Raw genomic sequence first — 12162 nt, 5'->3', positions numbered from 1 at the left:
ATTGATAGCAGCGAGCCTGCGGCGGCGTCCTACAACATCACCCGCCGTCCCTCTTCCGCCGCCCAATAGCCGGCGTAGTTGACCTTGATCGTCTCATAGGCCAGCGCGAGGTCGGACAGCGGCTGCCGTCCGGTCGCGGCGCATTCCATGAAATCCTGGATCTCCTGGAGATAGCCGCGCGTCCATTCCTCTTCGAGGCAAACATATTGCCAGCCGGTTTTGCGGTCGACCTTCTCGGTGATGTAGACGGAGGCGAGCTTTTCCTCGGAGGTCTGGTAGCTCATCAGATGCGTGTTCGGGGTGATGTTGGCAAACAGCGAGCCTCCGCTGGTGTAGGTCTCGATCAGATTGCGTACGCCGCCCATGATCATGTCGCCGGAGAACACGGTGGCCTTGGTGCCGTCGGAGAACGTTGCCGTCAGCGTGCCCCAATCCTCGACATCGATCGGATTGGCCTTGATGTAAGTCCGCTCCTCCGGCTTGAGGATTGCCGTGACGTTGCCGACATCGCCGGTGACGCTGGCGACCTTGATGGTCTCGCCGCGCGCCTTCGCCTCGACCTGCTTGAGATAGAGCACCGCGGAGAGCGGATGGCAGCCCATCCGGATCAGTGAACCGCCGCCGGTCATCGCCCATTGCGCGGCATGCGCGGCGTGCGAGCCGGAATGGCTCTCTTCTCCCTTCATGAACAGGACTTTGTCTTTTGTCGCCTTGAGGATCTCTGCAGTCTTGGTCACGGCCGGCGCATAGATCCAGTCCTCGGCGTACATGAACAGCTTATCCGTGCGCTCGATCGCGGCACGCGTCGCGTCCATCTGCTCCAGCACCTGCTCATACATCAGCGCCTTCGGCACGTGCTTGCCGATCGGCCGCCTGTCGCCGTCACGGCCGAAATAACCGGCGAACGGCTTTTCGCAAATGACGTGCTTGCCGGCCTGCATGGCGGCGACGATCATCTCGGCGTGGAGATTGGGCGGCGTGCAGATGTCGATGACATCGAGCGCACGGTCCCCAATCAACTCCGCAAAGCTGCGATAGACGCGCGGAATGTCATGACGGGCGGCGAATTCGACAACGGAGTCGCCGCGCGCCGCGACTGCCGCAACTTCGACGTCCACGCCATAGACGCGCCGGAACGCATACATATGCAGCTCCGACACGAAGCCGCAGCCGACCAGTCCGACCTTGATTTTGGCCATAGCGCCCCTCCCCTTGCTTTGGGCGGCACTATAGCGGGCCTGCGCGCCTATTCCACCGAGACCCGCACCACGCCCGCGCTCATCATGCCGAGCGCGCGGGCCGCGGGCACCGAGAGATCGACAATGCGGCCGCGGATGAACGGGCCGCGATCATTGACGCGGCATTGGATGGTCCGCCCGCTGTAGGAGACCCTGAGCACACTGCCGAACGGGCGCGTCCTGTGCGCACAGGTCAGCTCGCCGTTCTTCGCGGCCTTCCCGTATCCATAATATGAGGCAAGTCCGCTTTCAGCGTGGGCGACGGAAAATGCAGAAAGCGACAAAGTGGTCAGACAAAACAATAGCGTCGGCTGCGCTCGCACGGCATCGCTCCCGATTGCCCTGCCCCGCGCTGCAAACGTCGCCCGATTCCCCTTGGTTCCCAAAACACTGCCGGGCGATGCCCGGCAGGTGCCATCACACATTGTTACTGTTTGTGAAAGACCAGCGTGCGCACCTCGATGCTCTCGCGCGGCGCGGCATCAAGCGGCGTGGTCGGATCGACGAAGGCGGTGTGCGGCCCGAAACGCGTGCGGCCGTCGGTTGCTGAATCATAGCATTTGAGCAGCAGCGCTTCGTCCGCTGTCATCTCAGGGAAATAGAACCAGCGATGGTTCGGATTGTATCTCACCGAATAGGTCTCGCCGCGACGGTTGGGATAGATCAGATCGGAGGCGACGAGATCGTCAGGCGCGACGGTCGTGCCGTCGACCATCGCGAGCGGTGAGTCCCGCAGCGGACCACGGATCGGCCGCCAGAGGTTGATCACCTGGACGCGGCCCTTGAGCAGCTCCTCGGCCTCGTCAGGCAGATGCTCGCGCACACGGTTGGCCCCGGAGACGGCGGTCTGGTCCACATGGACGCGTGTCGCGGGCTGACGCGGTCCACCGTCGCGAATATCCGCCGCGCCCTCGACGCGCCTGCGCACGGTGTGATCGAAGATGACAACGCGGTCGGCCTTCAGCGTCGCGCGCAGGAAGGACTCGACGGCGGGATAGTACAGCGCTCGTATTTCCTCGTCGTTGTAAAAGTCCTTCACCCGGTTCGGATGGCGCACCAGCGCAAAGCCTTCGCGATCGAGGGAGAGATTGTGCGCGATCAGCCGCGCATCGAAGATCGGCACCTGGTGCGGCTCAGGCAGCGATGTGCTTTTGGGCTCGCCCGGCGGCGGATCGAAGGCGTAGGTACGTGGCTTGCCGGACACCGGCGCGAGGTAGTTGAGTTCAGCGGTGACGAAGGGAAGCGATTCGATCTTTGTTTCTTGCAGGCCCATGGCCGGTCTCCCGATGTGGTCGTCGGATTAATTTTTGACGGGACCGATGGGGCTGCAAGAGAGATGATGCAAATAGCAATGAGGCTGTTGTCGAGCGCAAGATATGCAGAACGAACGTGTCGACGATAGGCGCAGCGCGGAGAACGTCGTTCTCGCCTCACAAACGCTTGAACACGCCTGAGCTATCGGCGAGATGCGCAGCCTTCGCCTCAAAGCCGGCCCGCTGCATCTCGCCTGCATGAGCCTGATCGTGTGGCGGTCGCTTTAGGCCACCATTCGGGCCTGCGCGATCACCAATAGTGTCGGTAGTAGGGACGGTAATAGGCCCGCGGCCGATAGTAGCCGTAGCCATAGCCATAATAAGGGCGGGGGCGGTAGTAGGGACGGTAACCATAGCCCGGTCCGTAACCGCCACCATAATAGGCTGGCGCATACCCGTAGCCGTAACCCGGCCCCGGATAACCATAGCCACCGTAATAGGGCCCGCCGCCGTAGTAGCCATAAGGTGAACCGCCGGCGATGGCGCCGCCGATGATCGCACCGGCCGCGAGGCCGCCAATGCCCCAACCAAAGCCTCTGCCGCGCCAGTGGACTTGTGTGGTTGCCTCCGGTGTCGCAGCCTTCATAGTCGCGACATTGGTCGGCATCGGCGCCGCTGCCGCCTGCCCGATTTCACCCGCCATGAAAGCGGCGGTCAGCGAGCAGGCAATTGCGGTTTTCCAGATCATCGTCTTACTCCGTGTCTGACGTTTCGTTTGGAAAAGGATCGCGAGCAACATGATCGGGCATCCCAGCGTTAAGTCAAAGCCTCGAATGCGCGTGCAACGCACAAGGCAGGCCGATGTGCCCCAATTGTGATCAGCCGGCGGGCCCTCCGCCGCCCGGACGCGACACCGGGGAGACGGCGCCGGAGGTCCCGCGCGCCACGGCAAAGCGTTAAGCTTCCCATGCGTTCGCAACCAACAAGCACCTTTCCGATTACCTATTCGTACCATTACTATCGGTTCCAATGGTGCGCGGCCGGGAGGCGTCTCGCGATGGCCTGAGCTTGCACCAAATGCGTGGGAGGAAAGCATGAGTGCCGCCGGAAATGAGCCGCTTGCCCGCCAGGCTTTGGCATTTGTCCTGGCTGGTGGTCGCGGCAGCCGGTTGCTGGAGTTAACCGATCGGCGCGCCAAGCCCGCGGTCTATTTCGGCGGCAAATCCCGCATCATCGATTTCGCGCTGTCGAATGCGGTGAACTCCGGCATCCGCCGTATCGCGGTCGCCACCCAGTACAAGGCGCACAGCCTGATCCGGCATCTCCAGATGGGCTGGAACTTCTTCCGGCCCGAACGCAACGAGAGCTTTGACATCCTGCCTGCGAGCCAGCGCGTCTCGGAGAGCATGTGGTATGTCGGCACGGCGGATGCGATCTACCAGAACATCGACATCATCGAGTCGCACAACGCACGTTTCATCGTGGTGCTTGCGGGCGACCACATCTACAAGATGGACTACGAGGTGATGCTGCGCCAGCACGTCGACAGCGGCGCCGACGTCACGGTCGGCTGCCTCGAAATGCCCCGCGCGGAATCCTCGGGCTTCGGCATCATGCATATCGACGAGAACGGCTGGATCCAGTCATTCCTGGAGAAGCCCAAGGATCCGCCGCCGATGCCGGGCAAGCCGGACGTCTCGCTTGCCAGCATGGGCATCTACGTGTTCGACGCGAAATTCCTCTATGAGGAGCTCAAGCGCGACGCCGCAGATCCAAACTCGAACCACGATTTCGGCAAGGACATCATTCCCTACATCGTCAAGAACGGACGCGCGATCGCGCACCAGTTCTCGACCTCCTGCGTGCGGACCGGCACCGAGCCGCGCTCCTACTGGCGCGATGTCGGAACGGTCGACGCGTACTGGGCCGCTAATATCGACCTCACCGACGTAGTGCCGGAACTCGATCTGTTCGACCGCGCCTGGCCGATCTGGTCCTATTCGGAGATCACGCCGCCCGCCAAATTCGTCCACGACGAGGAGAGCCGGCGCGGTTACGCCGTGAGCTCGCTCGTCTCGGGCGGCTGCATCATCTCCGGCGCCTCGCTGCGCCGATCGCTGCTGTTCACCGGCGTGCGCATCAACTCCTATGCCAATGTCGAGAACGCGGTGATCATGCCTTACGTGACCGTCGGCCGCGGCGCGCGGCTCAAGAACGTCGTGATCGACCGCGGCATCGAGATCCCCGAAGGACTTGTCGTCGGCGAAGATCCCGAGTTCGACGCAAAGCGCTTCCGCACCACCGAGCAGGGCATCTCGCTGATCACCCAGACCATGATCGACAGGCTCAATACATGACGCCTGTTCGCGTCCTCGCGGTCGCCTCTGAAGTCTACCCCATCGTCAAGACCGGCGGCCTCGCGGATGTCGCCGGGGCGCTGCCGATTGCGCTGAAGGCGCACGGCGTCGAGATGCGCACGCTGATGCCGGGCTACCCGGACGTGATGAGACTGCTTTCGGGCGCGGATGAAATCCGGCGCTGGCCGGATTATTTCGGCGGCCCGGGCCGGCTGCTCGCCGGCTCACACGACGGGCTCGACCTGTTCGTGCTCGACGCGCCGCATCTCTACGCACGGCCGGGCAATCCCTACGTCACCGCCGAAGGCGTCGACTGGCCGGACAACGGCGTGCGCTTCGCGGCGCTATCGCGCGTCGCGGCCGACATCGGCCACGGTCTCGTCGCGGCCTTCGTGCCTGACGTCGTGCATGCCCATGACTGGCAGGCCGGGCTCGTGCCGGCCTATCTGCACTATGACGGCGGAACGCGGCCCGGCACGGTGATGACCATTCACAACATGGCCTATCAGGGCAAGTTTTCTCGCCAGCTCATTGGTTCTATTGGCCTGCCTGCAGAGGCGTCGTTCGACGTCCACGGGCTCGAATATTTCGGCGGCATCAGCTTCCTCAAAGCCGGCCTGCAACTCGCCGATCGCATCACCACGGTGTCGCCGACCTATGCGCAGGAAATCCAGAGCGACGAAGGCGGCATGGGGCTCGGCGGCCTGCTGCGCGAGCGCGCAAGCGTGCTAAGTGGCATCCTCAACGGCATCGACATCTCGGTGTGGAATCCGCACACCGATCCGCATATCGCCTATCGCTTCAGCGCCGGGGAGCTGTCGTTTCGTTCGGCCAACAAGGCAGCGCTGCAACAGCGATTCGGCCTCGATCCGCGGCCGGATGCGCTGCTGCTCGGTGTTATCAGCCGCCTGTCGTGGCAGAAGGGCCTCGATCTGCTGCTGGATTCCATGCCCACCATCTTGAGCGATGGGATGCAATTGGCGCTGCTCGGCAGCGGCGATGCCGAACTGCAGGATCGCTACCAAGGAACTGCACGCGGACATCCGGGCCGGATAGCGGCCGTGATCGGCTATGACGAGGCGCTCGCGCATCTGATCCAGGCCGGCTCTGACGCACTGATCGTGCCGTCGCGGTTCGAGCCATGCGGGCTGACGCAGCTCTGCGCCCTGCGCTATGGTGCCGTGCCGATCGTGTCGCGCGTCGGCGGCCTCGCGGATACCGTGAACGAGACCACCGGCTTTACATTCGGGCCAGTGACATCGGCAAATCTTTCGGCAGCGCTGGGGCGCGCAAGCTTCACCTTCCATGACAAGGCGGCATGGCGGCAATTGCAGCTCGCGGGCCTTGCGACCGACGTCTCCTGGCGCAACCGGGCGGGCGAGTACGCGGCGCTCTATCGCGGCCTGATGGCATCCCGCCGCGCCTGAAGCCCTGCGCGATGCGCAGGGCGGATTCACCCGAACATGTAAGACGCCATCGCCACATTCGCGACCTCGTCGACGAAGACGCGCTTGCCCACGTCGCTGCCGGCGGCACCCGCCGCGACCATCAACGGCAGCAGATGGTCCTCGCGCGGATGGGCGAGACGCGCGCTCGGCGCGCTCTCCCAGTCCACCAGCATCGCGTTGCGGCGCACCGCATCCGGGTTGCCGATCGCCTCGTTCAGATAGGCCTCGAAATCATACGAGACCGGCTTGGACTCCGCGCGCCCGAAGCCGCGCATGTTGTGATAGGTGAGACCGCTGCCAACGATCAAAACGCGTTCGGCGCGGAGAGATGCGATCGCCTGGCCAACCCTGATGTGCTCGGCCGCGTCGTAACTGGACTTCAGCGACATCAGCACGATCGGCATGTCGGCGTTCGGATACATCAGTCCGAGCGGCACGAAGGTGCCGTGGTCAAACCCCTGATTGGGATCCTCCCGGCATTCGAGGCCCGCGTGCTTGAGCAGCGCTCTCACTTCCGCAGCAAGCTCGGGTTCGCCCGGCGCCGGATATTTGATGTGATAGGTATGCTCGGGGAATCCGTAATAGTCGTACACCATCGGCGGATGCGCGGAGGTCGACACGGTAAAGGCGTCCGCCTCCCAATGTCCGGTGATGACGAGCACCGCCTTCGGCTTTGCAGGCAGAAGCTGTGGCAGCCGGCCGAATTCCGCAGCAGTCTTCGCATATTGCACCCGCCGGTCCTCCATGAAGGGCCAGGGGCCGCCGCCGTGGGACAGGAACAGGGTTGGAAGTCGCGTCATTTACGCCAGCTCGTCTCTTTGACAACATGCGCGTGTGAACGGCCCGCGCAATCGGCGGCGAGCATAGGCAAACCGGTATGGTTAGCAAGTCGTTAACGATTTGCCGCCCACAATCCGGCGTGGCTGAAGCAATCGGCCAGAAGACAAGCGAGACGTGAGATGAAGAAGTTTGCACTGGGGGACGTCGTCAACAGTGACAAGGGCCGCCGCGGCGTGGTTCGCGCCGCCTACAGGACGAAGGAAGGCCTGCAGTTCTACGCCGTCGAGAAGGACGGCGCGATGGACCATCTGGAAGAAGACCGGTTGAGCCCGGCTCCGCGCGTCGAGCTCGCGGCCTAAGTCCAACTCATTTTTTGCTGTCGCCTGCGAGCCGGTCCAGACGCCCCGACCATGGGTCGTCGCCGCTCGTGATGCGATCATTCGTGATCAGCAGCAAATGGTCGCGGTCCGCGACCGCATCCCAATGCGGCAGCTCGGCACCGTTGGGATCGCCGCTCTTTGCGAAGTTGATCCAGTAGGCGCGCAAGCGGTTTGCGACCTCGCGATCTCGTCGCGAGAAAATGCCCGCACCGGGCACGCCCTCCACGCCGAAGATGAACTGCAACTCGCGCCCGTGGCCTTCCTCGGGATTGCCGCGCCGGGCTTCCGGCACATAGGCAAAGCGATAGCGGAAGGTCGGCGCGCCGGTCGCCGCATGAAGCCGGGCGAGCCTTCGCACCGGCTCGGAGAAGACCTTGTCGGTGTAGAAGCTGGCCGCAACGTCTGACGTCCCGGCGGCATCGGGATAGAGCTTGCGCAGCTCATCGATGCTCTCGCCCGAAGCGGACAGCATCTCCTTGACGTCCGGCTCGCTGTCGAAGCGGGTCTCATCGTTGTTCGAGCCGATGATCAGGGGAATGCGGCTCTCATGTCCTGCCGAAAATCCCGCGGCGATGTCTTCCGTCACCAGATGTCCGTCCATCGCCGGCGCAAAGCTGCGCGGCGATTTCTCCAGCACGCTTTTTTCCGTGGCAAGCAGCCGCGCCGGTTCGACGGCGCGCAAGTCCGCCGCCTGCCCAAGCGCCGCGACGAACTGTCGGCCCACAACCTCGGTTTGCCGCGGCGAAGGCAGGCGCGCACGACCTGGCACCGATTGCAAAATGGCTTTTTGGAAGAGATCCCGCGATTGGGCACACAGCATCAGCAGCGCGATCGACGTTGCGCCGGCGCCGTTGCCGAACAGCGTGACGTTGTTTGCATCGCCGCCGAAAGCCGCGATGTTGTCATGCACCCAGCGCAACGCCGTGATCTGGTCCATCAGACCGAAATTGCCGGAGCCGCTTTCCGACAGTGCGGGATGCATCAGCCAGCCGAGCGCGCCGAGACGATAATTCAAGGTCACGATGATGAGCCCGGCCTGCGCGAGCCTTGCGCCGTCGAACAACGGATCATTTGCGGTGCCCGTAACGAAACCGCCACCATGAATGAACACCATCACCGGCAACGGTCCGTCGACGCCGAAGGGACGAAACACGTTGAGCGTGAGGCAATCCTCGCGCGCGGCGGGCATCGACGGCTGAAGGCAGGGCGCGCCATAGTGGTAGGCCATGCTCATCTCCGAACTCTCGGGCAATGCCTGCGGCGGACGCCAGCGCAGTGCGCCGAGCGGCGGCGCCGCATAGGCGAGCCCTTTGAAGGACGCCACCTCACCCTCGACGGCGCCGAGCATCTGGCCTTCGCGCGTCAATGCAAATGGAAACTGACCGACCGCCTGCGCCACGGCCGCGCCGGTACAGAGCAATGCAAAGGCTGAAATGACCGCAAGCAGGGATCGCATCTTCAGGAGATCTCGATGCGCGGAAAAGTTCCCTGGCAGGTTACGTCCGCGAGGCGTGGCGAGGCAAGCGCTGTGGCGGGAGCTAGCCGCCCTTGGCAATGATCTCCGCCAGCGCATGCCGCGCGATGATGCCGAGCTCGCCGAGCGTGGAATGGCCGGATTGCGCCGCCTCGATCAGGCGCTCGGCGATGAACCTGCGGCTGTCGTGGTCGCCGCCATGCGGCAATTGGCGGCACGTCTCCTCCAGGACGACGTCCATGTTCGCTTTGGTCCGCTCACTCAACTCTGTCATGACGCCCGGTCGGTACGCGTGGCTTGTAACCGCAAGCATACACAGACGGATCGCGCATGATTAGCCCGGGCAATCACGGCCATTGTGCATCGCGATGCGTGCATTGAAGCAACCTTCGCGTCATTATGATGAGGCCGCAACGACTACCGAAGATTGCACTTGCTCTGATGACATGCCGAGCCTGCAGGACTAGCCTGCCGGCAAAACAAAATACACGGGAGGAATACCATGCCGGAAGCAATGGTCGCCGCACGTGAGTCCAAGCCGGCGAGTGGAACAGCCCAGCAGGTCGATGTTGCCGTGGTCGGCGCCGGATTTGCCGGCCTCTATCTTCTCCATCGCCTGCGCAAGGCCGGTCTCTCGGCCGTCGGCCTCGAGGAAGCCGGCGATGTCGGCGGCACCTGGTACTGGAACCGCTATCCCGGTGCGCGCTGCGATATCCAGACCATCGACTACAGCTACACGTTCGATCCGGAACTCGACAAGCTCTGGACCTGGTCGGAGAAATACGCCGCCCAGCCCGAGATCCTGCGCTATCTCGGCTTCGTCGCCGATCGCTACGATCTGCGCCGCGACATCCGCTTCAGGACCAAGGTCATCGAAGCCAAATGGGACGAGACAGCCGAGCGCTGGCAGCTCGCCACCGACAACGGCGCGCCGGTCTCCTGCCGCCACTACATCATGGCCACCGGCTGCCTCTCCGCGCCAAAACCGCCGGAGATCGACGGCGTCAAGGATTTCAAGGGCGAAATCTATTTCACCGGACGCTGGCCGCATGACGGCGTCAATCTCGCCGGAAAGCGCGTCGCCGTGATCGGCACCGGATCGTCGGCGATCCAGTCGATCCCGCTGATCGCGGAACAGGCCGCGCACCTGACCGTGTTCCAGCGCACCCCGAACTTCGCGCTGCCCGCGCATAACGGCCCCTCGCCGGCCGATCGCAGGGATCTGTTCCAGAGCGACCGCGCGGCCTACCGCGAGCAGGCGCGCCAGTCGATGACCGGCGTGCCCTATCCGCAGCAAACGGTGGTGAGCTGGCAGTTGAGCGATGCCGAGCGCCGCGAACGCTTCGAACGCGCCTGGGCGGCCGGCGATCTCGTCCACATTCTGACCCAGCTCTGGGCCGACCAGGGCGTGGATGTCGATGGCAATGCACTGATCTGCGATCTCATCCGCGAGAAGATTTCGGCAGCCGTGAAGGATCCGGAGACTGCGGCAGCGCTGATGCCGCACGATCATCCCTTTGGCGCCAAACGCCCCTGCCTCGATACCAACTATTATGCGACCTACAACCGGCCGAACGTCACGCTGGTCAATCTGCGCCAGGAGCCGATCAAGGCGATCACCGCAGGCAGCATCACCACCGGCAAACGAAACGTCGACGTCGATGTCATCGTGTTCGCGACCGGTTTCGACGCCATGACCGGCGCGATCCGCGCCGTGCATCCGATCACCGGACGCAACGGCAAGTCGCTCACCGATGTCTGGGCGCAGGGACCGCAGAGCTATCTCGGTCTCACGGTCGAGGGCTTCCCGAACTTCTTCATGATCACGGGGCCCGGCAGCCCGTCGGTGCTGTCGAACATGGCGGTCTCGATCGAGCAGCATGTCGACTGGGTTGTCGACCGCCTCGCCGCCTTGCGCGACGCCGGCTTCACCACGATCGAGCCGACCGAGACGGCGCAGGCCGGCTGGGGCCGGCACATGACCGACTGCTCGATGGTGACGCTGCACCGGCTCGCCAACACCTGGTACACGGGCGCCAACGTCCCCGGCAAGGTGCAGGGCCTGATGCCCTATACCGGCGGCGTCGGTCCCTATCGCAGCATCTGCGACGAGGTCACGAGCCGCGGCATGCTCGGCTTCAGGCTCACTGGCGCCGACGGCGCCGCGCAATGCAATGACGGCGAGGTGGTGCAGCTCCAGCCGGACGTGCGGCTGGTGCTGAACTTTCTCGCGTCGCTGAACCTGCCGCCGATCGAGTCGATGGGGGCGCAAGGCGCGTGCGCCTTCGTCAACGAGTTCAACAAGGGCCGGCCCGCGGGACGGCCGATCGGCGACATCGTCGACGGCACGCTGCCCGGCCCGGATGGCCCGCTGCCATATCGCGTCTACAAGCCGGCCACACCGGGCCCACATCAGGTCGTCGTCTATTTCCACGGCGGCGGCTGGGTGCTCGGCGATGAGCAGTCGGACGAGCCGTTCTGCCGCGACATGGTGCGGCGGACCGGTCTGACCTTCGTCAGCGTCGGCTATCGCCACGCCCCGGAGCATCGCTTCCCGGCCGCGGCCGAAGACGGCTACGCGGCGACGCGCTGGATCGCGGAGCATCTGGCCGAACTCGGCGGCAAGCCCGGCCCGGTGCTGGTCGCGGGCTGGAGCGCCGGCGGCAACATCGCCGCCGTCACCTGCCAGCTCGCGCGCGATCGCGGCGGGCCGGAGATCGCCGGCCAGCTGCTGGTGTGTCCGGTCACCGACTGCACTTATGATCGTCCGTCCTACAATGACAATGCGACCGGCTACTTCCTGACGCGGTCGCTGATGTACTGGTTCTGGGACCTCTACTGCTCGCCGGCCGACCGCACCGATCCGCGCGCCTCGCCGCTGCGCGGCAAGGTCTCAGGGTTGCCCCCGGCCTTTGTCGTCACTTGCGAGTTCGATCCGCTACGTGACGAGGGTATCGCCTATGCGGACGCGATGGCGGCCGCGGGTGTCCCGGTCGAACAGCTAAAGGCGCATGGCCATTTCCACTCGTCCTTTGCGATGGTCGATGTGGTCATCACCGGCGTCCAGGGCCGGGTGCAGATGGCACAAGCCCTGCGGCGCTTTGCCGGGTTTCCGCCGGAGGTCAGCCGCGGCGACGAAACCAATCACCGCCATGCTGATCCGGGGCATAAAATCGCGGCGGCCGCGAGTTAAGACGCGGTCGGCCGGGAACCTTTTCCCGGCCATCGCGTT

At 64.2% G+C, this 12162-nt stretch carries 11 protein-coding genes; 4 read left to right on the top strand and 7 right to left on the bottom strand.

Annotated features, from left to right (window positions below; genetic code table 11):
* Positions 1-29 precede the first annotated feature (29 nt).
* The 4 genes from ABIA96_RS14000 to ABIA96_RS13985 form a co-directional block, all read right to left on the bottom strand.
* Complete coding sequence (locus ABIA96_RS14000; RefSeq protein WP_354137625.1) at positions 30-1199, bottom strand: Gfo/Idh/MocA family protein; 1170 nt, start codon at positions 1197-1199, stop codon at positions 30-32.
* A gap of 47 nt (positions 1200-1246) precedes the next feature.
* Entirely contained in the window at positions 1247-1561 is a 315-nt protein-coding gene (locus ABIA96_RS13995) for a septal ring lytic transglycosylase RlpA family protein (RefSeq protein WP_354137624.1), read from the bottom strand.
* Positions 1562-1665: 104 nt separating this feature from the next.
* Positions 1666-2511 carry a CmcJ/NvfI family oxidoreductase gene (locus tag ABIA96_RS13990; protein ID WP_354137623.1) on the bottom strand — a complete coding sequence of 282 codons (846 nt, stop codon included), beginning with the start codon at positions 2509-2511 and terminating at the stop codon, positions 1666-1668.
* A gap of 290 nt (positions 2512-2801) precedes the next feature.
* Positions 2802-3239, bottom strand: coding sequence for a hypothetical protein (locus ABIA96_RS13985; protein ID WP_354137622.1), 438 nt, complete (start codon positions 3237-3239; stop codon positions 2802-2804).
* Positions 3240-3585: 346 nt separating this feature from the next.
* Between ABIA96_RS13985 and glgC the strand changes: the two genes are divergently transcribed.
* Positions 3586-4848: a glucose-1-phosphate adenylyltransferase gene (gene glgC / locus ABIA96_RS13980; RefSeq protein ID WP_354137621.1), complete on the top strand. Its 1263-nt coding sequence runs from the start codon at positions 3586-3588 to the stop codon at positions 4846-4848.
* On the top strand, positions 4845-6275 hold the full coding sequence (gene glgA / locus ABIA96_RS13975; RefSeq protein WP_354137620.1) for a glycogen synthase GlgA: 1431 nt from the start codon (positions 4845-4847) through the stop codon (positions 6273-6275). The genes glgC and glgA overlap by 4 nt, the downstream gene beginning before the upstream one ends.
* 26 nt (positions 6276-6301) lie before the next feature.
* Here the strand turns inward: glgA and ABIA96_RS13970 are convergent, their stop codons facing one another.
* Entirely contained in the window at positions 6302-7096 is a 795-nt protein-coding gene (locus ABIA96_RS13970; RefSeq protein ID WP_354137619.1) for a DODA-type extradiol aromatic ring-opening family dioxygenase, read from the bottom strand.
* A gap of 159 nt (positions 7097-7255) precedes the next feature.
* Between ABIA96_RS13970 and ABIA96_RS13965 the strand changes: the two genes are divergently transcribed.
* Positions 7256-7435 carry a hypothetical protein gene (locus ABIA96_RS13965; RefSeq protein WP_354137618.1) on the top strand — a complete coding sequence of 60 codons (180 nt, stop codon included), beginning with the start codon at positions 7256-7258 and terminating at the stop codon, positions 7433-7435.
* Between the two features lie 7 nt (positions 7436-7442).
* Here ABIA96_RS13965 and ABIA96_RS13960 read toward each other — a convergent pair whose 3' ends face one another.
* Together ABIA96_RS13960 and ABIA96_RS13955 are read right to left on the bottom strand one after the other, a co-directional pair.
* On the bottom strand, positions 7443-8912 hold the full coding sequence (locus tag ABIA96_RS13960; RefSeq protein WP_354137617.1) for a carboxylesterase/lipase family protein: 1470 nt from the start codon (positions 8910-8912) through the stop codon (positions 7443-7445).
* Positions 8913-8994: 82 nt separating this feature from the next.
* Complete coding sequence (locus tag ABIA96_RS13955) at positions 8995-9243, bottom strand: hypothetical protein (RefSeq protein WP_354137616.1); 249 nt, start codon at positions 9241-9243, stop codon at positions 8995-8997.
* 189 nt (positions 9244-9432) lie between these two features.
* Here ABIA96_RS13955 and ABIA96_RS13950 point away from each other — a divergent pair, with 189 nt between their 5' ends.
* Positions 9433-12123, top strand: coding sequence for a flavin-containing monooxygenase (locus ABIA96_RS13950; protein ID WP_354137615.1), 2691 nt, complete (start codon positions 9433-9435; stop codon positions 12121-12123).
* Positions 12124-12162 lie beyond the last annotated feature (39 nt).

It is taken from the genome of Bradyrhizobium sp. LB11.1 (assembly GCF_040549385.1).
In the GTDB taxonomy this organism is placed as follows: Bacteria; Pseudomonadota; Alphaproteobacteria; order Rhizobiales; family Xanthobacteraceae; genus Bradyrhizobium.
This window is presented reverse-complemented; position numbering and strand designations above follow the sequence as displayed.